This is a genomic window from Enterovibrio coralii (assembly GCF_001559595.1).
GTDB classification, from domain to species: Bacteria; Pseudomonadota; Gammaproteobacteria; order Enterobacterales; family Vibrionaceae; genus Enterovibrio; species Enterovibrio coralii.
The window spans coordinates 14,910-38,312 of sequence record NZ_LNTY01000054.1; the positions used below are offsets into that span (position 1 = coordinate 14,910).

The window sequence follows — 23,403 nt, forward strand, 5'->3', positions numbered from 1 at the left end:
CTTAGGCTCCCACGGTTCGGTTAACCGCTGCCACAATGTCGTCGACCGTTGGCACGTAAACATCCTCCAACGACGGGGAGAAAGGCACAGGCGTATGGGGTGGCGTCACCATAGCGATAGGTGCTTTTAACGAGGAGAATGCAAGCTCAGCAACTTGAGCCGACACATCTGAAGCGATAGAGCAACGTGGACTGGCTTCATCAATACATACTAAGCGACCGGTTTCCTCGACGCTTTCCACTACCGTATCGATATCGAGCGGAGACAGGGTACGAAGGTCAATCACGTCACACTGCACGCCTTGCTTTGCGAGTTTGTCGGCCGCGTCCATGGCGCGAGTGACCGTCAGGCCGTAAGAGACGAGCGTGACATCCTTTCCTTCACGCAGCACATTGGCTTCTCCAAACGGAATCGCATAAGGGGCTTCCGGCACACCGGTTTCCATTGCATAGAGGTTTTTGTGCTCAAGGAAAATCACCGGGTCGTTATCGCGAATCGATTGAATAAGCAGCCCTTTGGCATCATAGGCATTGGATGGGCACACGACTTTGAGTCCAGGGATATGGGTAAAAAGAGGGGTCAGCATTTGGCTGTGTTGGGCGGCGGCACGAAAGCCTGCACCGCACATCGCGCGGATAACCACTGGCGTTTCGGCTTTTCCACCGAACATATAGCGAAACTTGGCAGCTTGATTGAAGATTTGATCGAAACACACGCCCATAAAGTCGATAAACATCAACTCGGCAATTGGGCGAAGCCCGCAGGTGGAGGCACCAATCGCTGCGCCGACATAGGCACTTTCTGACAGGGGCGTGTCCATCATTTGGTTTGGGTGCTTGGCATAAAGCCCTTTGGTTACACCTAACACGCCGCCCCACGCATCGTCTTCACCGGGCGCACCTGCGCCGCCTACAATGTCTTCGCCCATCATGATCACTGTTGGGTCACGGGACATTTCCTGATCGACCGCTTCGTTAATGGCGTCCTTAATGGATAATGTTCTGGCCATAATCACTCTCCTTGTTGTGTTTAGTAGCTGACGTAGACGTCGGTAAGCAGGGCAGATGGTGCAGGTTGCGGTGCGTCAATCGCGGCGCGAACGGCATCATCGATAAGGCACCGACTTCGCTGTCGATAGCCTTAAATTCGTCAGCACTTATCAATCCTGTTTCCTCCACGCGATGGCGGAAAAGCTTCAAGCAGCAGCGGTTGGTGCGAATATCATCCACTTCACCATCGGCGCGGTATGTTTGGGCATCGCCTTCAAAGTGGCCGAAAAACCGCACCATTTTGCATTCCAGCATCGAAGGACCACCGCCATTTCTGGCGCGTTTGATCACTTCGCCTGCGGCTTCATACACCGCAAAGAAATCGGTGCCATCGACGGTGACGCCAGGTAAGCCAAATCCGGTGGCGCGGTCGACATACGAATCACAGGCCACCGCCCAATCGACAGAGGTCGACTCGGCATAGCCGTTGTTTTCAATCACAAAGATGGCAGGCAGTTGCCAGACCGCGGCGAGGTTCAGGCTTTCAAGGAAAGTGCCTTGGTTGGAGGCTCCATCACCAGTAAAGCTGATACCGACGCCGCCGTGTCCCAGTTGCTTGGCGGCCAGAGCGGCGCCGCAAACCAACGGTGAGCCAGCCCCTAAGATACCGTTGGCTCCCATCATGCCTTTCGAGAGATCGGCGATGTGCATGGAGCCGCCTTTACCGCGACAAGAGCCTGTTTCCTTGCCGTAGATTTCGGCCATCATGCCGTGAACATCCACGCCTTTCGAGATGCAATGACCATGACCGCGGTGCGTGGAGGCAATACGGTCGTTGTCGTTTAAGTGCATCATGATGCCCACGGCCGTGGCTTCTTCTCCGGCATAAAGGTGCACGAAGCCCGGAATATCGCCGCGAGCGAAATCGACATGAAGCCGTTCTTCAAAGTCGCGAATGGTTTTCATCATTCGGTATGCATCCAGCAATCTTTCACGAGAGAGTGGAAAAGGATTGTCACTCATGATGTTCTCCTTGATGGTGTGGTTGAGTCAGAGGTTGTCGAAGTAAGCCGTATTCGGCGGCATAGGCCATGCAGCGCGGCACATCGACGGTATTGAAGGCGTCATGTTTGAGCGTGACTGAGACCGAGTCGTCGTCGCCAAACGGCAGTTCTCGTTCGCCATCGAGTGCAAACGAGCCACGAACGCTGGTGGGTATGAGGCGTTTGTCTGGCTCGAAAAGACAGTGATGTGAAATGGGAACGGGCGTTAGCAGACCGGGAGCCAGAGGGGCCATCACGTTAAACGCCGCCTGTTGCTTGTCGATAGTCAGATGAAGGCCAAACGGCGCACGGCGAGAAATGGGTTGAATAAGTCCTGCAATGGAAGACAGACCGATAAGCGAGGGATCTGCAAACGTCACAAACAGCTCTTTGATGCTGTCGGGTCGCCATACCGCGCGTGCACCGATAAAGCGCTCTTGCACGATGGCGACATCCACAAGCGCAATGTCCTGGGTGTCGTTGACTGAGATCTCCAACAATTTGTTGGCTTGAAAAGCGTGTGAGGGCGGAATGCTGCCTGACACGGCAAGCCCGGTTGCAATGCCAGTAATGGTAGGTTCAGTCAGTGGCGGAAACGCATTGTTCGTGCCGCTAGAGACACCAGAAACCGCAATGTTGCCACAGGCTTTGACGACCAAGCGATGCGTCCCGTCGCCACCGAGCACCACAATCGCGGCAACTCCCATATCACGCATGGTACGTGTTGCCGCAAGGGTATCGTGTGCGGTCGAGGTCACTGGCATATCCAGCCATCGCACAGCGGGCATGGTGATGTTATCCAGCGTTGCCTGATGCAGGCCGCGTTCAATGTGGGTTCTCAGGCCCGCTCGCTCGGGTATCATGACCGCCTGTTTTACGCCACCTTGCGCCAGTCCTGCCAAAATGCGCAGCACCATGTTGGCTCTGTCTGTGAGCTGAAGGTTTGTGCCTTTGGCAATGACCCGGCGTATGTCTCTGGCTGATATGGGGTTCGCAATGATACCGACGGTATGCGCTGTCACTTGCCTGCCTCTTTTCGTGTGAACGTGCAGTGCTAAGGTCAAAATGTGTGCCAACTGCCGGTGCTCTGAGTAATCGAAAAAATTCAAAGTGATAACATCGTTGATGTAACTGGAAGGGTGTGGCGCACCTGCCACACAGTGCAACAGGTGTGGCACCGAGCACCTAAGGCTGTACCAACGCGGCTAGCACTGTGTCATTGGTGAGAGTACCGCTAAGTGAGTAGGTGGCTGGCTAACGGTTCTCGCTTTCTCAGAACAATACTTAGGGAAAGCAGGAGTAGTTGCGTATGGCTGTAACAACGGACGTCAATGAACACATCAGGGAAGTGCAGCGTGTTGTCGAGGGCGAGAAGAGTGCGCGTGATGAAGTCATCGCACGCTCGTGGGCACGATGCATCGATGACTATTCTCTTGATCCTGTGGTGCTGCAAGAAGCCTATATCGTCCCCCACACTCAGTTAAAAGAGCACAGAGAGCGGCTAGATAAACTGATTCGAACCGCCAAATACGGTTTGGATTCACTTTATCGGCAAGTGGCCGATCACGGTTATGTGTTAATGCTGACCGATGCCGATGGTGTCACTGTGGATTTTCAAGGTGATGCATCGCTGACGTGGGAGCTAAAAAAATCAGGCCTATATCTTGGGGCGGAATGGTCAGAAGCGCGCGCGGGCACCTGTGGCGTGGGCTCTTGTATCTTCACTGGGGAAGCATTGACCGTGCATCAGTCCGATCACTTTGATGCCACTCATTCGCCGCTGTCATGCACAGCAGCACCTATTTACGATGTCGATGGCACCCTTGCCGCCGTCTTAGATATTTCCGCGTTGCAAAGCCCTGTGCCGAAGGCAGTCAGGCACTCACACTTCAGCTTGTCACTGCCTGTACCCGTCGCATTGAAATGGCGGCATTGATGAATACCTTTCGCAAGGAGTGGATTGTCAGACTCAGTCAATCGCCGGCATTTTTGGACGTTGACCCTGAATGCGCGATGGCGGTGGATTGCGAAGGGCGGATCATCGGCATGACTCACAGTGCCCAACGATTGTTGTCCGGCATTGGTAACAGCGATTGGCGTAATCCGGCACGCTTGCTTGGCGCGCTGTTTTCGGACTTCTTTAACCTCGATATCAACGAGCTTCCCGCGCTAAGTCGTGCACTACCCACCGAAGAAAGGCTGGTGGCTACGAAAAACGGCGACCTTTGGTTTGCCCATGCGATTGCCCCGCAGCCTTCTTCCGTGCAGCGACGTAAGAAGGTGATAAGTGGCAGCTTATCCGCACTTTACGGCGATGATGACGCGATGGCTGAACTTGCTAACAAGGCGACCACCTTATCACTGTCTGATTTACCCTTGCTGTTAAATGGTGAAACCGGCACAGGTAAGGAGTATCTCGCCCGCGCTATTCACCAAAGCTCTGCCCGAAAAAAAGGGCCGTTTGTGGCCATTAATTGTGCTGCTATTCCTGAAACCTTGATTGAGAGTGAACTCTTTGGGTATGCCGATGGCGCGTTTACGGGAGCGAGGAGCAAAGGAAAGAAAGGGCTGATAGAGCAAGCCAACAACGGCACCTTGTTCTTGGATGAAATCGGCGACATGCCGTTGCCACTGCAAGCAAGGCTGCTAAGGGTGTTAGCAGAAAGAGAACTGCTGCCTGTGGGCGCAACCAAATCAGTGCCAGTGTCTTTTCGGGTGTTAGCTGCTACCCACAAATCCTTGCCTGCGTTGGTGCAAAGCGGCGCGTTTCGAGAAGATCTTTTTTATCGCATCAACGGCGCAACCTTAGATATTCCTTCGCTTCGACAGCGTAGAGACATACTCTGGCTTGCGGATGCCATCATCGCCAAAAACAGCCATTCGGTGTTTATCTCCCAAGCTGCGGGCTCATTGTTGGAAAACTATGCCTGGCCGGGGAATATCCGTGAGCTGGAAAATATCCTCCAGTTTGCCTTGGCGTTTTGCCTGAAGGTGAAATTCTTTCCGAGCATCTCCCTGATCACATCCAGCTTGCTGCGCCCAAGCGCGTCGAGGACAAAGCGGCTACCGATACCTTACTGGCAACCCTTGAGAACTGTGGGTGGAACATCTCTGAAGCGGCCCGAGCACTCGGGGTCGATCGCTCTACCGTGCACAGGCGCATCAAGAAAGCAGGTATCGCAAGGCGGTATAGTGACAATGAGGTGTTAACAGGCAAAAAAAACCCGCCGTAGGGAGGCGGGGGTAAGATGCGATTATGGGTAGTGTCTAAATAGACATTTTGTTATTTGTTCAATTTTTTAACATGTGATTAATCTATCAGCAAATACCAGCTGCATTGAGTGTAAATATTTATGATCATCTCCACAAAGGACTGCTTTAGTTGCCTTCTGAGGGTGTTACAATACTGCTGAACAAATTTCAGGAAGTAGACAATGACAGAACTAAAGAATGATCGTTATTTGCGTGCTTTGCTCAAGGAGCCTGTAGATTACACCCCGGTATGGATGATGCGCCAAGCTGGCCGTTATCTACCAGAATACAAGGCGACGCGTGCGCAAGCTGGCGACTTCATGTCATTGTGCAAAAACGCTGAGCTCGCGTGTGAAGTGACCCTTCAACCGCTGCGCCGCTACGATCTGGATGCGGCAATCCTGTTCTCTGACATTCTGACCATCCCAGATGCGATGGGTCTTGGCCTGTACTTCGAAACCGGCGAAGGTCCGAAGTTTGAGCGTCCAATCACTTGTAAAGCCGATGTTGAAAAAATCGGTCTGCCTGATCCAGAAGGTGAACTGCAGTACGTGATGAACGCTGTGCGTACCATCCGCAAAGGTCTGGACGGTCAAGTGCCTCTAATTGGCTTCTCTGGTAGCCCTTGGACACTTGCGACCTACATGGTGGAAGGTGGCAGTTCTAAAGCGTTCACCAAAATCAAAAAGATGATGTACGCAGACCCTCAAACGCTTCACCTGCTGCTGGATAAGCTGGCAGACAGCGTGATTGAGTACCTGAATGCGCAAATCAAAGCGGGCGCGCAGTCTGTGATGGTGTTTGATACTTGGGGCGGTGTACTGACGCCACGTGATTACAACGATTTCTCGCTGCAATACATGCACAAAATCGTTGATGGCCTGGTCCGTGAAAATGAAGGTCGCCGTGTACCTGTAACGCTATTCACCAAAAACGGTGGTATGTGGCTGGAGAAAATCGCAGCAACAGGTTGTGATGGCGTGGGTTTGGATTGGACCATCGACATGGCAGAGGCTAAGCGTCGCATCGGTGACAAAGTGGCACTGCAAGGCAACATGGACCCATCAATGCTTTATGCTTCACCTGAGCGTATTCGCGAAGAAGTGGCCACCATTCTTGAAGGTTTTGGCACGGGCTCTGGCCATGTGTTCAACCTTGGTCACGGTATCCATTTGGACGTGCCGCCAGAAAACGCGGGTGTGTTTGTGGATGCGGTACACGAGCTTTCAAGGCCATACCACAAGTAATCCAAGTGCAAGATTGCGAGGCCGACATATTGTCGGCCTTTTTTGTTTCTGCAGTTCGTACAGGGTTCGTTAGGAATATTCCTCGAAAAGCTGTACATGACAATAAATTGCATTAAATACAGTTATTTATGTCTTTGCGCGTTCTTGGTGTGAATTTTTGTTCAGGAAAAAGCTGTTTGACATAAGAAAAGCTGATCGCATGCGAAATAAAGATATTTTCGGCATTCTTTCCTTAATTTAGGGTTGATCAGGTTTACTGGGGAAATCGCCAAGAAAGCTGCACGCTGCTATTAAGTGTTTTTATATCAGTTATTTAGAGTGTTGTTGTGTTAATGATCGAGATGGCGTTCAGGAAAAAGCTGAATGTCAGTTAAAAAGCTGATCAATACGATTTCTTAGCAAAGGCAGCGTTTTCTCTTCAAACCATGGATTCTTTCTTAGCCACAGGTTATTGCGCGGTGAGGGGTGGGGAAGCGCGATAGAATCGGGTGCCCACTGTGTGTTTGCTTTGACCGTGTCAGTCAGCGTTTTGGGTTTTCCGTTGAGGTAATAACGCTGTGCATAATCACCGATCAGCAAAGTCAGTTGTACATTGTGAAGGTGCGAAGAAATTGACGTGTGCCATTTTGGCGCGCACTCCGGTCTTGGCGGTAAATCGCCGGATTTACCACGACCTGGATAGCAAAAGCCCATCGGCATGATGGCGACTTGAGTTGGGTCGTAGAACCTGTCTTTGCCCATTTGCAGCCACTCGCGCAGGCGATCGCCGCTTGGGTCATTCCACGGGATTCCTGTTTCATGTACACGGGTGCCGGGGGCTTGCCCAATAATCAAGAGTTTCGCAGTGCTGCTGGCTTGGACGACAGGTCGAGGGCCAAGCGGTAAGTGCGCTTCGCAGTGATTGCAGCGTCGAACCTCATCCAGCAGAGTGAGCAGTGCAATGTCGGTCATTAATACCCCAACGAAAAGTCCATCACGTAATTCAGCGGCTCGCCTTTTATCCAGCGACGGTAATTATCGGCGAAAATGTCAAAGACTTGCTCGGGGAAACTTTCTGCAGAAATATGGGGCGTAACCGAGATTGAGGGATGTTGCCAGAATGGGTGCGACGCCGGCAAAGGCTCTTGGCAGAACACATCCAAGACCGCATGTTGAATGTGTCCGCTATCGATCGCCTCCAACAGCCCTTGCTCATCCACTGCTGGGCCACGTCCGACGTTGAACAAAATGGCATCCTGGCAGACTGACAAAGTCTCTTTATTGAGGATGCCTTTCGTCTCTTGCGTTGAAGGCAGTATAGAAACGATCACATCCGCATTTGCCAACGCCGAGGACATATCTTGAGTCTTCAGCACCTTGTCGAATTCAGCGATGGTATGGCCAGAGCGGCTGACACCTATGGTCTTCATACCAAAGTGGCGAGCGGTGGACGCCACATGTGCCCCAATAGAACCCGTTCCTAATACCACCATGGTTTTTCCCGTCAGCCCTTTATACGGCGTAGGTGACCAGCTCGCGCTCTGTTGCATCTCGCGATAATGAGGCAAATGACGGGTAAGGGAGAGAAGTTCCCCAAACACATATTCCGACATCAAAGGACCAAAAATGCCGCGCACATTGGTGAGTATGTAGTCCCTACGTGGCGCGTTAAGTAGCGCATCAGCCCCAGCATAGGTGGATTGCAGCCACTTTAATTGGGTGGCCTTTTCAATTCTCGCTGCAAGCTTGGGTGGATCGCCTAAGATTATTGTCGCGTCTTCAAGGGAATCGGTCAGCACCAGTTCGGGTAAAGGCACCGCCTCTAGCAGTGCTCGGTAATGGTCATGTTTGGCAGAGCAAAGATAGAGTTGGTGCATATCTGTTCCTTTTGCTGGCGCAGTATATAAAGTACACTTGCGCGGAAATCCTTTCCGGCATTATACGTCGGTAATCAGTGTAGACGGCAGACCATGTTAAAAAATCCGATCCAGCTGCGACTCGAAAAACTCGAGCAATGGCAGCACATCACCTTTATGGCGGCGCTGGTGGAGCGTATGTATCCGAACTATGCGGCGTTCTGTCAGCAGACTGACTTCGCCGAGCCACAGTCGTTTCGTTCGCTGCTCGACTGCGTATGGGAAGTCCTGACGGTGAAAAACGCCAAGGTCGACTTTGAACGTCAGTTGGAGAAACTGGAAGAGCTGATCCCAACCACCGAAGAGTTCGACATCTACCTGGTTTACCCAGCGATTGACGCTTGTGTGGCAATGTCGACCCTGATCCACACCTTGCTAGACCGCGATCTCGTGATGGAATCTGTGCTGAAAATCAGCCAGCAATCAGTGGCAAGCGTGGCGCAACTTGAAGAAGCGCAAACTGGCGTTGAAGTGACTGACGAAAATCAGAAAGAGATTGAGTAGTGTGCGCTGAGTGGGATGTACAGTGGGCGATCTTCCGTGCACTGAAAGAAGCGACTGAGCGCGACATTGAGATGATCCGCGGCATTCGTAATGAACTTCGTGAAGATGGCGTGAGCAATCTGGGTCTATCGATTTAAGGTAGGCAACGCGAAAAAAAAACGGGCCATCGGCCCGTTTTTTTTATGTCTTATTTTGCGGTTTTCGCGTCCGCTTCTTTGGCATCACTTGCCGTATCTTGCGTGGTTGCTTCAGCGTCAGACTTTGTGTCTTCTCCCTCAGCGTTGGTTTCTTGAGGCTCGACTTTCGCGTCTTCCGCTTCGATGTCAGATTCTGCGGTGGCCTTTGGTGCCTCGTCCTCGTCGTCATCTTTGCTTTCAATCACGCCGTGGGTTTCTTTCCAGTCTTCCCAGCGCTCTTGCGCCAGTGCCTGCATGTTCGACGTCTTGTCCGCTTCGTCGACAATCTCTTTACCCATCAGGTGCTCAAAGATGTCTTCGATGGTGATGATGCCCTGAACGTCACCATACTCATCCACGATAAGTGCCAGTTGCGAACGTTGCGCCATCAAGCGGTCAAACGCTTTTGGCACGTGCGTTGAATCGTGGACCACTGGGATTGGACGCATAATGCTGCCAAGCGGTTGGTCGCCTCTACCATGTTGGTTTGCTGAGAACAGCTCAAGGCGGTGAACAAAGCCCAGAATGTTGTCACGTTGCTCTGCATAGACAAGAGGACGCGAGAACGGCGTGTCGTGGTGTTGCTTCAAAAACTCATCGATGGTCATCGATGCATCCACACGGAACAGTACCGGACGTGGCGTCATCAGTTTGGTCACTGGGACGTCACGCAGGCTAAGCAGGTTCGTCAGCATGGTCGATTCATCATCTTCCAGCTCACCGCTTTCTTTTGCTAGCAGTGCCATCGCCGAAATTTCATCACGCAGCTTTGGTTGCTCTTTGCCACGAGCCAAACGACGGGTTAATTGCTCGGATGCCCAGACAAACGGTGTCAGTGCCCACACCATCCAACGCAGGATAGAAGCCGCACCCGGAGCCAGTTGGCGCCAGTAGGTTGCACCGATGGTTTTTGGCACAATTTCAGACAGCAGCAGGATTGCCAATGTCAGTACCGCTGAGAAAACACCCAGCCATGCATCACCAAACACTTTGGTTGCCTGCGCACCTGATGCCGCTGCACCAACTGTGTGAGCAATGGTGTTCAGGGTCAGGATAGATGCCAGCGGGCGATCGATATCATCTTTGAGCTCTTGAAGGCGGGCAGCCGCTGGGTGACCGTTCTGTCGCATTTGAGCTAGATAGCTAGGAGTGATACTCAGAAGAATCGCTTCAAGGACTGAGCAGATAAATGAGACACCGATAGACAGCGTCACAAACATGATAAGCAGGATCATCGTTTTCCAGCGTTTGAGTAAATTACAGTAATAATAGTAGCGGCAAGAATCGGGTCTCAGCGCAGTAAATACAAGTGTTGAAGCGGAAATATACCCAATATTTTGTGAGGATGCGCTCAGTTTATGGTTAAAGACTCTGCATACAGTCACTTGTAGTGCCACAAACCTTTGCCAGCCGGGCTTCTTTTGAATTAGAGTTGCCTTGTCTCAAAGAAAACCTAAGAAGGGAAGACCTAATGAACAAGACCAACTTGATCGACCTGATTGCAGAGAAAGCAGACCTGTCTAAAGCACAAGCGAAAGCAGCACTGGAAGCAACTCTGGCTGGTATCGAAGGTGCGCTGAAAGACGGTGATCAGGTTCAACTGATCGGTTTCGGTACTTTTAAAGTTAACCACCGCGCTGCGCGTACTGGCCGTAACCCACAAACTGGTCAGGAAATTCAAATTGCAGCTGCAAACGTTCCAGCGTTTGTTGCAGGCAAAGCGCTTAAAGACGCAGTTAAGTAAGTTATACTCCGCCAAAGCATTCTTTGTGTTTTGGCGGATTCTTATGCGCACATTTGTAGTACCCCTATTTTCACTCCTTACCATTGTCCTGGCGGGCTGTAGCTCGACAGAAACAATCGTCCCTGTAAAAACGACCCAAACCGCCGCAGTGCAAGGTGATGCGACCAGCATCTACTGGCTCGACGAAAAGCAGACTTTTCCTGAAACCTTATCCGAAATCGTGATGATGGGTGATTATGGTCAATATCAGTCTGAATACCGTTGGCGAAAAGGTATCGTGCGAGAAATTCACCGTACCGGCACCATGCTGGATGACGGCAAACTCAAACCGTTTTCTTTGCTTATTCGCTATGACTCCGAAGGTCAGGCTGTTTACCAGCAATACCGTTTGGATGGCGATCTGTTGCCGATCCGCAGCACGGAACTGGTGAAATACCGTCGACAGGCAGAGCAAGCATTAGAAAGTGCGAAAACACTTGGAAAAGAGGGGCAGGATTTTTTCCAAGGGTATTGGAAAGCTGGCACGTTTGAAGAGTGTGGCAGCGACAGAGAAAAAAGCCTGACGTTTGATACTGTGCTTCCTGACTACCTTCTGCAAAGTCTCGATCAAAAGAGTAACTACTTGGCCGCAATCGGTTCAGTAGGCAGAAGAACCAACACCGTCTCCGATGTCATCATGCTAAAAGGTGGCGATGCTGCCTGCCTAGCAAGGCCAACGTTTAAAGCCTGACGCTAAGGCGAGAAAACCGACAGCGGCAGTGACAAGTAAAGAAAAAGCCCTTATCTCGTCGAGATAAGGGCTTTTTTCATGAAGGGCAGTGATTACTGGTTATTTTCGCGCGCAATCGCACGGTAACCGATGTCATCACGGTGGAACATGCCGTTCCAGCTAATTTTTGCTGCAAGCTCGTAGGCACGCTTCTGGGCCTCAGAAACGCTATCGCCCAATGCGGTTGCACACAGCACGCGACCGCCTGCCGTCACGACATTGCCGTCTTTCTCTGCGGTGCCCGCGTGGAACACTTTCGCCGCATCCATTTCTGCGTTTTCCAAACCAGAAATCACGTCACCTTTGTCGTATGACGCCGGGTAGCCGCCCGCGGCCAGTACCACGCCAATAGACGCGCGTGGATCCCACTGAGATTCAACCGTATCCAGCTTGCCTGCTACTGCAGCTTCACACAGTTCCACCAAGTCAGATTGAAGGCGCAGCATGATTGGCTGAGTTTCTGGGTCGCCAAAACGGCAGTTGTATTCGATCACTTTCGGTGTGCCGTCGGCCATTACCATCAGACCCGCGTACAAGAAGCCAGTGTAAGGATGACCTTCTGCTTCCATGCCGCGTACGGTTGGGAAAATGACTTCGTTCATCACGCGATCGTGGATTTCTGCCGTCACAACCGGTGCAGGGCTGTATGCGCCCATACCGCCAGTGTTCGGACCTGTATCGCCATTGCCCACACGTTTGTGGTCTTGGCTGGTGGCCATCGGCAAGACGTTTTTACCGTCGACCATCACGATGAAGCTTGCTTCTTCGCCGTCGAGGAACTCTTCGACTACCACGCGGTGACCCGCTTCACCAAAGGCATTGCCCGCCAGCATGTCTTGAATCGCGTTTTCCGCTTCTTCCAGCGTCATGGCAACAATCACGCCTTTACCCGCCGCAAGACCGTCCGCTTTCACCACGATTGGTGCACCTTTTTCGCGCACATACGCCAAGGCAGGCTCAATCTCAGTGAAATTTTGGTATTCCGCCGTTGGAATCTGATGACGCGCAAGGAAGTCCTTGGTGAACGCTTTTGAGCCTTCCAGCTGCGCAGCGGCTTCGGTAGGGCCGAAGATAGGCAGGCCAGCGTCACGGAACGCATCAACCACACCAATCACCAGCGGTGCTTCTGGGCCCACGATAGTCAGGCCGATGTTTTTGTCCTGAGCAAACGCAACCAGCGCGGCAATGTCTTCCACGCCAATGGCGACGTTCTCAAGTTTAGGCTCCAGCGCGGTCCCCGCATTGCCTGGCGCAACATAGACAGTGTTCACTTTTGCAGATTGTGCCGCTTTCCACGCCAGCGCGTGTTCGCGACCGCCACCACCAATAACCAATACGTCCATATTCAATCCTTAAATCAAAGCAGCCCAATACAAAGGCATTGGGCTGAAAAATCGCTTAGTGGCGGAAGTGGCGCATGCCAGTAAAGACCATGGACATGCCATGCTCGTCTGCAGCAGCGATAACTTCGTCATCGCGCATTGAACCGCCTGGTTGAATCACGCAAGTGATGCCTGCTTCTGCTGCAGCATCAATGCCATCGCGGAATGGGAAGAATGCGTCTGATGCCATCACGCTGCCTGCCACTTCCAGATTTTCATCAGCGGCTTTGATACCCGCGATTTTCGCTGAGTATACGCGGCTCATTTGGCCTGCGCCCACACCAATGGTCATGTTACCTTTTGCGTAAACAATCGCGTTGGACTTCACGTACTTGGCCACTTTCCAGCAGAACAGTGCATCGCGCAGTTCGTCTTCAGATGGCTGACGTTTAGAGACCACTTTCAGGTCGTCCATCGATACCATGCCTTGGTCGCGATCTTGAACCAGCAAGCCGCCGTTAACGCGTTTCACGTCAAAGCCTGTGGTTTGTGTGTTCCATTGACCACACTCCAGCAGACGCACGTTTTTCTTCGCCGCAACCACATCTGCTGCCGCTTGAGATACGCTTGGTGCAATGATGACTTCGACAAACTGACGGTCAACGATCGCTTGTGCAGTTTCTGCGTCCAGTTCACGGTTAAAAGCATGATGCCGCCAAACGCGGAGGTTGGGTCTGTTATGTAAGCGCGGTCATACGCTTCAAGAATGTTGTCACCCAATGCCACACCACAAGGGTTAGCGTGCTTGACGATGACACAGGCTGGCTCAACGAACTCTTTCACACATTCCAGTGCCGCATCGGTATCTGCGATATTGTTGTAAGACAGGGCCTTACCTTGCAGCTGAGTCGCGGTAGAAACTGACGCTTCTTCTGGGTTTGCTTCGGTGTAGAACGCGGCCGCTTGGTGGCTGTTTTCGCCGTAGCGCATGTCCTGTTTTTTGATGAACTGTTGGTTGAAGGTGCGAGGGAATTTCGACTCGTCATCACCTTCTTTGTTGTCACCGTAAGATGGCACCATGGTGCCGAAGTAGTTGGCGATCATGCGTCGTATGCCGCAGTGTGCTCAAATGCAGAGATAGCGAGATCGAAGCGGGTTTGCAGAGTCAGAGAGCCTTGGTTGGCATCCAGTTCTGCTAGTACGCGATCATAGTCTGATGCGTTTACAACGATGGTGACGTCTTTGTGGTTTTTCGCCGCTGAGCGAACCATGGTTGGGCCGCCGATATCGATATTTTCTACTGCATCTTCCAAAGTGCAGCCTTCTTTGGCCACGGTTTCTGCGAACGGGTAAAGGTTCACGACCACCATGTCGATAGGCGAGATGCCGTGCTTATCCATCACTGCATCGTCCGTGTCGCGACGCCCCAAAATGCCACCATGCACTTTCGGGTGCAGCGTTTTCACGCGTCCGTCCATCATTTCTGGGAAGCCCGTGTAATCAGACACTTCCGTGACGTTAAGACCTTGCTCTGCCAGCAGGCGTGCAGTGCCGCCGGTCGAGAGAATATCAACACCTTTGTCTGCCAGAGCTTTTGCAAACTCAACAATACCGGTTTTATCAGATACGCTAATCAATGCGCGACGAATAGGACGAGCGTTTTCCATTGCTACCATCTCTTCAACTGTGGGGATAAGATATTTGGCAAAACCGCTTTAGGAGAGCCGCTTTGCCAAATACCCGTTACGGCAGAGCCTTGATTGATTCGGCGCATATTCTAACCTAAATTACTGACGCAATCGATTGCTTTTATGGTTTTGTCACAATTTTGACCAGAGACTGGCGAACATAGGTGAGTAAATGAAGATGTTGCAAATTGGCCAGCTTGCTAAACTGTCCGGCGTTTCCGGTGATACCTTGAGGTTTTACGAGAAGGTAGGGCTGATCACGCCCTCGTCGCGCAGTGAAAGTGGCTACCGTCTTTACGGTGAAGATGCCATTTCTCGGGTGCATTTTATCTTAAAGGCTAAACGTATCGGTTTGACGCTGGAAGACATTCAGGAAATGCTGGAAATTCGCCTTGAAGCCAGCCAGCACAGTTGTGCGGAAGTCAAAGGCATTACGCAAAAGAAGCTGGATGAAATTGATCAGAAAATCGCGGAGCTGACCGAAATACGTACCGCTTTGAAAAAACTTAACGATGCGTGCTGTGGGCACGTGGATGACGATGCCAGCCACTGCTCTATCCTGGAAGCGTTGGCGTCGGAATCAGAGGTATAGAGGCGTCCCTCTATACCTCCTTATTTCTTAGGCGAGAGCAGCCAATGCCGCGTCGTAGTTTGGTTCGTCGCTCAGCTCGTTAACCAGCTCAACGTGCTTAACCACACCGCCTTCATTCAATACCACGACTGCGCGTGCCGAAAGGCCAAGCAATGGACCTGCGGCAATTGCCACACCATAGTCTTTCATGAATTCAGGGCTACGCATGGTTGATGCATGTTGAACGTTGCTCAAACCTTCCAGCTCGCAAAAACGGCTGACGGCAAACGGCAAGTCTGCAGACACACACACCACCTTGGTGTTGCCCATCGAACCTGCTTTTTCATTAAACGCGCGAACGCTGGATGCACAGGTAGGGGTGTCGATGCTTGGGAAGATATTCAACACAACTTTGTTGCCGCGGAGGCTCTCTAGCGTCAGGTCGGTTAAATCTGCCGCAGTGAGGGTAAACTCAGGTGCTGCTGCTCCAACCTCTGGCAGGTTGCCAGCCAATGGGATCGGGTTTCCTTGGAATAGAATTTCTGACATGGTTCTCTCCTTTAAGTTATGTCGAACGCGCTACATTGTGTCACAGGTTTTGAGTGTGTAAGTGTTCAGTATGTGAAACTTACGTTGCTCTGATGCGATGAAAAATTAGTAATGGGATACGAAGATTTGACGCTAATAAAATATTAGTTGGGAACCCACAGAGAGTGTGATAGCGTCAAGAAAGCCGAAAGGATCAAAAAATTCAATAGTTAAGGACAGTGATGTTAAAAGTTAACGAGTATTTCGACGGTAACGTAAAGTCGATCGGTTTTGAAAACAAAGGCCCAGTGAGTATTGGTGTGATGGAAGCGGGTGAATACACCTTTGGCACCGCAGCCCCTGAGCGTATGAAAGTCATTAAAGGTGAGTTGACCGTTAAGCTGCCAGGCCACATTGATTGGCTGACGTTTGGCGCAGGTGACGATTTTGAAGTCCCGGGCGAGTCATCTTTCCAAGTGAAGGTTGAACAAACAACCGCATACCTCTGCGAATACCTATAAGGTTCGCCAGACATGAAAAAAGCGCCGATGGGCGCTTTTTCTGTTTTTAGTCTCTGGCTCAAACGTTTTTAGCTGCCACGCCACGTTGGTAAATTTGCTCTAGCTTGTCGGCATGGCCTTGCATAGAGAAATGTGCCAGTGCGCGTTGGTAAGCGTTTTTCGCGTTTGTTGCCAACAGCGCGGGTTCATCCAGATACTGCTTCAAGGCCTCAGCAATTGAGGCAGCATCTTGCGGCGTACAATACACGCCTGTGTCTTCCAAAATTTCCGGCAATGCGCCGGTGTTGGATACGACCACCGCACAGTTTTGCGCCATGGCTTCGATGGCCGTCAGACCAAACGCTTCATTCCAATAAGGCAGGCAGACAATCTGCATTTCTTCAAGCAAGGTGCCTACGTTACTGCGATAGCCCGCCAAATGAATACGATTGGCAAAAGGTGATGCCTTTGCCAGTGCTTGTAGTTTCTCAGAAAACGCCACGTCAGCCCCTTCGTCTCCGTTGAGGCCACCAATCAGCACCAAATGGGAGTCAGGGTAGGCATCGGCAATCCGTTCAAACCCTGCCAATAAGTCAGCTTGACCTTTGCCGTCACAAATACGGCCGACCGAGCCGATAAAGCGGGTGTCGTGAGCAAGCCCGTATTCGTCTGCCAGTACATGTGGACGCGTATCTTCGCTGAAGGTTTTGTCTTCGATGTAAGTGCCGAGCCAAAGTCTTTCAATCTTGTCGGTTGAGACTGGCAACGCCTTGATATTGCGCTGATAGGTTTCGTTGCTGATAGACAGCACCTGATCCACATGGCGGTAAACCCAGCGGTGGTAAATATCTTTCTTCGGGCGCTTCACGCCCATGTGTTCAGTGAACGCCGTAAAGCGAGGCTGCAGCATATTCAGCAACGCCGAGATCAGAATGTCTCCTGACTTATGACAGTGAACAATCTGCACATTGCGTTCTTTCAGCCAGCGGTTGAGTGTCAGTAGCGTCGGGCCAAACAGGGCAGATTTTTTCGGCACAGTGAAAACGTCCATGCCTGCGTCTGTCATCGCCTTGGCAACGCGCGAGTTTTCAGTCGCAAGGCCATAGACGCGATAGCCTTTTTCAACGAACTCTTTACCCATGCGAGAAGGATACATCTCAAGGCCACCCCAGCCTGTAGACAGGCAGATATGCAAAATCGCTGGCTTATTGGTGTCGGCGATGGTGTGGTTATCCTGGGTGGCTTGGCTCTGCCCCATGAGTTTCTCCCGGCTGAAATATCGCAAAGTAAAGCGGTCGTGAATGCGGACGACCCAATTGTAGTGGGAGTATATAACGAAGCGACTTTAAGAGGCAGGGGAGAGGTGTGGGTTTTGTTGTGAGGGATTTTATAAAGGGCATATAAAGCAAAAGCCAGACTCAAGAGCCTGGCTTTTGCGAAAAACTGTAAGACAGCTGAATTAGTTCATGCCGTACTTTTTCAGTTTCTTACGCAGAGTACCACGGTTGATACCCATCATGGTTGCAGCGCGAGTTTGGTTACCGCGAGTGTACTGCATGATGGTGTCCAGCAGTGGTTGCTCAACTTCTGCCAGTACCAGCTCGTACAGGTCGTTGACTTCCTGGCCATTCAACTGCGCTAGGTAGTTTTTCAGGGAGGCTTTTACTGAGTCACGCAGTGGCTTCTGGGTGATTTGATCTTGTGAAGTCACAGTAGTCACTGTCAATGCTTCTGAAGTCAGGTTTTGTTCGAACATACTCTGTCAGCTCTTCTCGTATTTATGCAACGTTTTCGAAGTAATCTTGCAGCGCATCGATTTGCTCATGAGCGTCTTCGATAGCGTTGAAAGCCTGGCGAAAATCGCCAATTTGATCATGTTCTTTCAGGTACCATCCCACGTGTTTACGTGCGATACGGAGACCTTTGAGTTCACCATAAAACTGGTGAAGCTCTTGAACATGACCCAACAAAATTGTTTGGACCTCTTCCATCGGCGGTGGAGCAAGCTCTTCGCCGGTAGCGAGGTAGTGCTGGATTTCGCGGAAAATCCATGGACGCCCCTGTGCTGGGCGACCAATCATCAACGCATCCGCACCTGTGTAGTCGAGCACGTGTTTGGCTTTCTGAGGCGAATCGATATCCCCGTTAGCGATAAGGGGGATGGAGATCGCTTCTTTGACCGCTCTGATGCTGTCGTACTCGGCTTCCCCTTTATACATACAAGCGCGCGTACGGCCATGAAGGGCCAGCGCCTGAATGCCACAGTCTTCGGCCATTTTGGCGATTTGGACACAGTTTTTGTTGTCCGTATCCCAACCTGTACGTGTTTTCAGCGTGACGGGAACGTCAACCGCCTTAACGACTGTTTTCAGGATCTGCTCGATGATATCTGGTCGGGTCAACAACGCTGATCCAGCCAGCTTCTTATTGACCTTTTTTACCGGGCAGCCCATGTTGATATCGATGATTTGCGCACCGTTCTCAACACAATAGCGCGCGGCATCTGCCATCAGTGCTGGTTCTGCACCAGCTATCTGTACAGAGCGAATTCCCTTCTCATCCAGATGAACCATTCGGTTTTTCGATTTGGCTGTATGCCACATCGCCGGATTGGAAGACATCATTTCGCTCACCGCCATACCTGCACCGTGGCGTAAACAAAGTTCACGAAACGGTCTATCGGTTACACCAGCCATGGGCGCAACGATAAGCGTGTTTTCCAGTTTGTAAGGTCCGATCTGCAAGGGAACACCTTCTATGTCAGCAAGGGCGCGCATTTTACGCATTTTTTCCCAGTCTGAAAAGGCCAATATTTGAGCGTTTTATCTTGATTTTCTAAAAAGCCAAATAATTCAATTTTTTAGTACAAAAAACGCTCAATTAATATGATCTTTAGGCGCGGTGTGCAGAGATTCTGCACCATTCTTCCTTAATAACGATCTCATCAACCGTTAGTTCATCACGGTAACAGTCCGCGACTGACTCAGCTTGAGAGTCCAGCACGCCAGACATTGCCAATACACCTTGCGGCGCAACCAAGCCTTTGATGATAGAAGACAGCTCGCGAAGCGGGCCCGCAAGGATGTTTGCGACAACCACTTCTGCTTTCAGATCTTGAGGCTGGTCTTTCGGCAAGTACAGCTCAAGACGATCCGCAACGCCATTGCGCTCTGCGTTGTCTTTAGACGCTTGCAACGCTTGTGGGTCGATATCGATGCCAATGACTTTCTCTGCGCCTAGCAGAAGCGCTGCCAGCGACAAAATGCCAGAACCACAACCGAAGTCGATAACGGTTTTGCCAGTTAAGTCCAGACCGTCCAACCACTCTAGACAAAGAGACGTTGTAGGGTGTGTACCTGTACCAAACGCCAAACCTGGATCCAGCATGATGTTTACTGCATCAGGATCGGGTGCTTCACACCAGCTTGGACAAACCCAAAGACGCTTACCGAACTGCATAGGCTTGAAGTTATCCATCCAAGCGCGTTCCCAGTCTTTGTCTTCCAGCTGCTCAATCTTGTGCGCGAAATCTTCGCCCAGCAGCGGACTCGACTTCAGGATCGCCACGACAGCATCCATGTCAGCTTCTGCGTCATACAGTGCCACAACATCTGTTGCGCCCCACAGACGGGTTTCGCCCGGCATAGGCTCGAAAACAGGAGTGTCTTTGGCATCAAGGAAAGTCACTGACAGGGCACCGGCTTCATCCATTAGCACGTCGCCAATTGCTTCAGCGGTTTCTGCGGTCGCATTCAGTTTGATTTGAATCCAAGGCATGGTTTCTTCACTTATTCGTCTAACTACGTTTTTAGGGGGCGGAGTCTAGCATAAAAAGTAGTCAGGTCGCATAGGTATGCGTAAGGTCATTGGTAAGAAACCCCAAAAAAAATGGGCAGATTACGCTGCCCATTGTGATTTCGTGGTGAGTTTGCTCAGGCTTCGACGGCCTTGCCTTGCTGATGTTGCACTGTGCTAACAATCAAAAACGCCACCAAGCTGATAGCCAGCGATGGCACGATAGCGTGAATGCCACCCATGTCTGGCTTAAAGGTGGACAGCGCGGCATAAGAGCCAAGGCCTGTCACCATGGAAGAAAGGGCTCCAGCTGCGGTCGCTTTTTTCCAGTAAAGCCCCAGAATCAGTGGCCACAGGAATACTGCCTGCATGCCGCCAAACGCGAGCAAGTTTAGCCAGATGATCATATCCGGCGGGTTGGTGGCAGCAACAAACACAAGCAGTGAGAAAATACCGGTGACCCACAAAGACAGCGTCGGCAGCTTGCTTTCAGTTTCTGGTGCACTGGCCGCTTTCGGATTGATGTAGTTGAGGTACAAATCTTTTAGCAAGGTCGCAGAGGCTTGAATGAGCTGGGAGTCAATCGTCGACATGATGGCAGCCATTGGCCCCGCCAAGAAGATGCCAGCAACCACAGGCGGTAGCACTGTCATCATCAACGTCGGCATGATTTGGTCAGGGTTAGCAATTTCCGGCACGATTGCGCGCCCCAGCGCGCCTGCCAGGTGCATACCCAGCATTAGGAAAGCCACCATCGCTGTGCTGATCACCATGCCTTTGTGAAGCGAGCCACTCGATTTGTAAGACATACAGCGAACGGCTGCGTGCGGCAGACCAATCACACCAAAACAGACCAATACCCAGAAGCTCAGCATGAAAGGTTCAGTGAGGAACTCATTCGGGCCATAAGGTGTCACAAGTGCTGGATCGATGTCGTGAAGCTTAGTGATCATCTCACCCAAGCTGCCGCCTGCGTGAACGATACCAATCAGCAGCGCAATGGTACCGACAATCATCATGATACCTTGCACCGTGTCTGTCATCACCACCGCGCGGAAGCCACCAATGGTGGTGTAGACGCCAACGGTCAGGGCGAATAGCATCAACCCGTGGGTGTAAGACAGGCCCGTGACGGTTTGCAGCAGGCGTGCGCCACCGACAAATTGCACCACCATGGTGCCGAAAAACGCCAAGAGCAGTGCCAGTGACGCGAAGATGACCACACCACGGTTTTTGTAGCGCGCGTACAGCATGTCATTGAGCGTCAGCGCGCTGTGGCGACGAGATTCAATGGCGAATTTCTTGCCGAGCACACCCAGCGTTAACCAAGCGGCGGGCAATTGGATCATGGCGAGCAACACCCAGCCCAAGCCCATTTGGTACGCAGCACCTGGGCCGCCGATAAAGGAGCTGGCACTGGCGTAGGTGGCTGCTAAGGTCATGGCAAGCACAAAGCCGCCCATGCTGCGACTGCCCAGCAGGTATTCATTGAGGAAGCCGCCACTGCGGTCTCCTTTGTTGCGTGAATAGAACGCAACAGCAAAAACGGCAACCAGATACAGAGCCATAGGAATAAGAAGCTGACTATTCATTCTCTGGGTCCTGCTCGATATCTAGCGACATGTCTTTGAAAAGGAACTTCACCATCAGTGCGCAGAGCACGGTGAACAAAATGGGGCCAATAACACAGGCCATCAAAAACCAGAGCGGCAAACCAAAGTAAAGTTCTGGCATGGCTTGATCAATGCCTTCCGGAGCTAAGCCATAGGCAAAACCGTACCACCACAGGAAATAGGCAAGCGCGAGGGCAATGGCCCACTTCGCTTCTTTATGTGCCTGGCGGTAGCGGCTGCTAAGCGTTTTCATTAGAAGCCTCCAAGCAGCGTGACGCAAAAGAGCGTGACTGCTTTCGTCATACAGGAAATTAAGGTCGCCTATTTTGACAAATGTCGGCGAAATGTGACAGCGGTGCGGAGAGTGAAAAAGAAAAGGCTGCGCAAGCGCAGCTTTATCGAGCGGTGTTGGGATTACTTTTGCAGCCCCAATTTCTTCTCTAGGTAGTGGATGTTCGCACCACCGTGCTGGAAGTTTTCATCTTTCATGATTTCCAGCTGAAGAGGAATGTTGGTTTTGATGCCGTCGATGATGGTCTCTTGCAGCGCGTTACGCATACGTGCAATCGCCACGTCACGGTTCTCACCGAAACAAATCAGCTTACCAATCATTGAATCGTAGTGTGGTGGCACTGTGTAACCAGAGTACACATGCGATTCCCAACGCACACCCATGCCGCCTGGCGCATGGAAGCGTTCAATCTTACCTGGGCTTGGCAGGAAGCGAACTGGATCTTCAGCGTTGATACGACACTCGATAGCATGGCCACGGATTTGGATGTCATCTTGCGTGAATGACAGTGGTTGGCCGGCAGCAATGCGAAGTTGCTCTTTGATCAGGTCTACGCCGGTCACCATTTCAGTTACTGGGTGTTCAACCTGAATACGGGTGTTCATTTCAATGAAGTAGAACTCACCGTTTTCGTACAGGAATTCGAAGGTACCCGCACCGCGGTAACCGATTTCGATACATGCACGGCAACAACGCTCACCGATGTACTTACGCATTTCTGCGGTAATACCCGGTGCTGGTGCTTCTTCTACCACTTTCTGGTGGCGACGCTGCATAGAACAGTCACGCTCACCCAAGTGGATTGCACCGCCCTGACCATCAGCCAAAACCTGTACTTCAACGTGACGTGGGTTTTCTAGGAATTTCTCCATGTAAACCATGTCGTTGTTGAACGCTGCTTTTGCTTCTGCGCGGGTCATAGCGATTGCGTCAGTCAGTTCTGCTTCAGAACGAACCACACGCATACCACGACCACCGCCGCCGCCAGATGCTTTGATGATCACTGGGTAGCCGATACGTTTTGCGAACGCTTTGTTGCGAGACGCATCGTCATCAAGTGGGCCGTCAGAACCTGGTACACATGGAACGCCCGCTTTTTTCATCGCGTTGATAGCTGACACTTTGTCACCCATCAGACGGATAGTTTCAGCGCGAGGACCCACGAAAATGAAACCAGACTGCTCAACTTGCTCAGCGAAATCCGCATTCTCAGACAGGAAGCCGTAACCTGGGTGGATAGCCACCGCGCCAGTTACTTCCGCTGCACTGATGATGCGAGGAATGTTCAGGTAGCTTTCTACGCTTGAAGCTGGACCGATACAGATAGACTCATCTGCCAGCAATACGTGCTTCAGATCGCGGTCAGCGGTCGAGTGTACAGCAACAGTTTTGATGCCTAGCTCTTTACACGCACGCAGGATACGAAGCGCAATTTCACCGCGGTTAGCGATGACAATTTTATCTAACATAGCTGT

At 51.5% G+C, this 23,403-nt stretch carries 20 protein-coding genes and 3 pseudogenes; 7 read left to right on the top strand and 16 right to left on the bottom strand.

Going from position 1 to position 23,403, the window contains the following annotated elements; genetic code table 11:
• Position 1: 1 nt before the first annotated feature.
• From ATN88_RS19895 to ATN88_RS19905, 3 genes are read right to left on the bottom strand one after another with little or no spacing between them, the layout of a single operon-like run.
• Positions 2-1,009: an alpha-ketoacid dehydrogenase subunit beta gene (locus ATN88_RS19895; RefSeq protein WP_067419396.1), complete on the bottom strand. Its 1,008-nt coding sequence runs from the start codon at positions 1,007-1,009 to the stop codon at positions 2-4.
• On the bottom strand, positions 987-2,012 hold the full coding sequence (locus tag ATN88_RS19900) for a thiamine pyrophosphate-dependent dehydrogenase E1 component subunit alpha (RefSeq protein WP_232313440.1): 1,026 nt from the start codon (positions 2,010-2,012) through the stop codon (positions 987-989). The genes ATN88_RS19895 and ATN88_RS19900 overlap by 23 nt, the downstream gene beginning before the upstream one ends.
• Positions 2,005-3,054, bottom strand: coding sequence for an ATP-NAD kinase family protein (locus ATN88_RS19905; protein WP_067419432.1), 1,050 nt, complete (start codon positions 3,052-3,054; stop codon positions 2,005-2,007). The genes ATN88_RS19900 and ATN88_RS19905 overlap by 8 nt, the downstream gene beginning before the upstream one ends.
• A gap of 287 nt (positions 3,055-3,341) precedes the next feature.
• On the opposite strand from ATN88_RS19905, the pseudogene ATN88_RS29015 reads away from it, so the two are divergent.
• Positions 3,342-5,265: pseudogene (locus ATN88_RS29015) on the top strand (sigma-54-dependent Fis family transcriptional regulator).
• A 201-nt stretch (positions 5,266-5,466) separates the two neighbouring features.
• Complete coding sequence (hemE, locus tag ATN88_RS19915; protein WP_067419397.1) at positions 5,467-6,531, top strand: uroporphyrinogen decarboxylase; 1,065 nt, start codon at positions 5,467-5,469, stop codon at positions 6,529-6,531.
• 366 nt (positions 6,532-6,897) lie between these two features.
• Here the strand turns inward: hemE and ATN88_RS19920 are convergent, their stop codons facing one another.
• The gene (locus tag ATN88_RS19920; RefSeq protein WP_067419398.1) at positions 6,898-7,482 is read right to left on the bottom strand and encodes a uracil-DNA glycosylase family protein; all 585 of its coding nucleotides are present in this window, start codon (positions 7,480-7,482) and stop codon (positions 6,898-6,900) included.
• Positions 7,482-8,387 carry a D-2-hydroxyacid dehydrogenase gene (locus ATN88_RS19925; protein WP_067419399.1) on the bottom strand — a complete coding sequence of 302 codons (906 nt, stop codon included), beginning with the start codon at positions 8,385-8,387 and terminating at the stop codon, positions 7,482-7,484. The genes ATN88_RS19920 and ATN88_RS19925 overlap by 1 nt, the downstream gene beginning before the upstream one ends.
• Before the next feature lie 93 nt (positions 8,388-8,480).
• On the opposite strand from ATN88_RS19925, the pseudogene ATN88_RS19930 reads away from it, so the two are divergent.
• Positions 8,481-9,067: pseudogene (locus tag ATN88_RS19930) on the top strand (YjaG family protein).
• A gap of 50 nt (positions 9,068-9,117) precedes the next feature.
• On the opposite strand, the gene ATN88_RS19935 reads toward ATN88_RS19930, so the two are convergent.
• On the bottom strand, positions 9,118-10,341 hold the full coding sequence (locus ATN88_RS19935) for a hemolysin family protein (protein ID WP_067419400.1): 1,224 nt from the start codon (positions 10,339-10,341) through the stop codon (positions 9,118-9,120).
• Positions 10,342-10,577: 236 nt separating this feature from the next.
• On the opposite strand from ATN88_RS19935, the gene hupA reads away from it, so the two are divergent.
• Both hupA and ATN88_RS19945 read left to right on the top strand, forming a co-directional pair.
• Positions 10,578-10,850 (top strand): nucleoid-associated protein HU-alpha, encoded by a 273-nt coding sequence (gene hupA / locus ATN88_RS19940; protein ID WP_002542017.1) that lies wholly within the window; start codon positions 10,578-10,580, stop codon positions 10,848-10,850.
• Positions 10,851-10,893: 43 nt separating this feature from the next.
• Entirely contained in the window at positions 10,894-11,580 is a 687-nt protein-coding gene (locus ATN88_RS19945; RefSeq protein WP_067419401.1) for a DUF1481 domain-containing protein, read from the top strand.
• 92 nt (positions 11,581-11,672) lie between these two features.
• Here the strand turns inward: ATN88_RS19945 and purD are convergent, their stop codons facing one another.
• The gene (gene purD / locus ATN88_RS19950; protein WP_067419402.1) at positions 11,673-12,962 is read right to left on the bottom strand and encodes a phosphoribosylamine--glycine ligase; all 1,290 of its coding nucleotides are present in this window, start codon (positions 12,960-12,962) and stop codon (positions 11,673-11,675) included.
• Between the two features lie 55 nt (positions 12,963-13,017).
• A pseudogene (gene purH / locus ATN88_RS19955) lies at positions 13,018-14,617 on the bottom strand (bifunctional phosphoribosylaminoimidazolecarboxamide formyltransferase/IMP cyclohydrolase).
• 184 nt (positions 14,618-14,801) lie between these two features.
• Between purH and zntR the strand changes: the two are divergent.
• Positions 14,802-15,221 (top strand): Zn(2+)-responsive transcriptional regulator, encoded by a 420-nt coding sequence (gene zntR, locus ATN88_RS19960; protein WP_067419403.1) that lies wholly within the window; start codon positions 14,802-14,804, stop codon positions 15,219-15,221.
• Positions 15,222-15,248: 27 nt separating this feature from the next.
• Here the strand turns inward: zntR and tpx are convergent, their stop codons facing one another.
• Positions 15,249-15,749, bottom strand: coding sequence for a thiol peroxidase (gene tpx / locus ATN88_RS19965; RefSeq protein WP_067419404.1), 501 nt, complete (start codon positions 15,747-15,749; stop codon positions 15,249-15,251).
• A 221-nt stretch (positions 15,750-15,970) separates the two neighbouring features.
• Between tpx and ppnP the strand changes: the two genes are divergently transcribed.
• Entirely contained in the window at positions 15,971-16,249 is a 279-nt protein-coding gene (gene ppnP, locus ATN88_RS19970; protein WP_067419405.1) for a pyrimidine/purine nucleoside phosphorylase, read from the top strand.
• Positions 16,250-16,307: 58 nt separating this feature from the next.
• Here the strand turns inward: ppnP and ATN88_RS19975 are convergent, their stop codons facing one another.
• The 7 genes from ATN88_RS19975 to accC all read right to left on the bottom strand — a co-directional run bounded on the left by ATN88_RS19975 (position 16,308) and on the right by accC (position 23,397).
• Positions 16,308-17,486 (bottom strand): glycosyltransferase family 4 protein, encoded by a 1,179-nt coding sequence (locus ATN88_RS19975; protein WP_067419406.1) that lies wholly within the window; start codon positions 17,484-17,486, stop codon positions 16,308-16,310.
• A 201-nt stretch (positions 17,487-17,687) separates the two neighbouring features.
• Complete coding sequence (gene fis / locus ATN88_RS19980; protein ID WP_002542007.1) at positions 17,688-17,984, bottom strand: DNA-binding transcriptional regulator Fis; 297 nt, start codon at positions 17,982-17,984, stop codon at positions 17,688-17,690.
• A 22-nt stretch (positions 17,985-18,006) separates the two neighbouring features.
• Entirely contained in the window at positions 18,007-18,972 is a 966-nt protein-coding gene (dusB, locus tag ATN88_RS19985; RefSeq protein WP_067419433.1) for a tRNA dihydrouridine synthase DusB, read from the bottom strand.
• A gap of 148 nt (positions 18,973-19,120) precedes the next feature.
• Positions 19,121-20,005, bottom strand: a complete 885-nt coding sequence (gene prmA / locus ATN88_RS19990; RefSeq protein ID WP_067419407.1) for a 50S ribosomal protein L11 methyltransferase — start codon at positions 20,003-20,005, stop codon at positions 19,121-19,123.
• Positions 20,006-20,160: 155 nt separating this feature from the next.
• Positions 20,161-21,615, bottom strand: a complete 1,455-nt coding sequence (gene panF, locus ATN88_RS19995; RefSeq protein ID WP_067419408.1) for a sodium/pantothenate symporter — start codon at positions 21,613-21,615, stop codon at positions 20,161-20,163.
• A complete protein-coding gene (locus ATN88_RS20000) occupies positions 21,608-21,889 on the bottom strand; it encodes a YhdT family protein (protein ID WP_067419409.1) in 282 nt (93 codons plus the stop codon). The genes panF and ATN88_RS20000 overlap by 8 nt, the downstream gene beginning before the upstream one ends.
• A gap of 161 nt (positions 21,890-22,050) precedes the next feature.
• Positions 22,051-23,397 (bottom strand): acetyl-CoA carboxylase biotin carboxylase subunit, encoded by a 1,347-nt coding sequence (accC, locus tag ATN88_RS20005; RefSeq protein ID WP_067419410.1) that lies wholly within the window; start codon positions 23,395-23,397, stop codon positions 22,051-22,053.
• Positions 23,398-23,403: the final 6 nt, after the last annotated feature.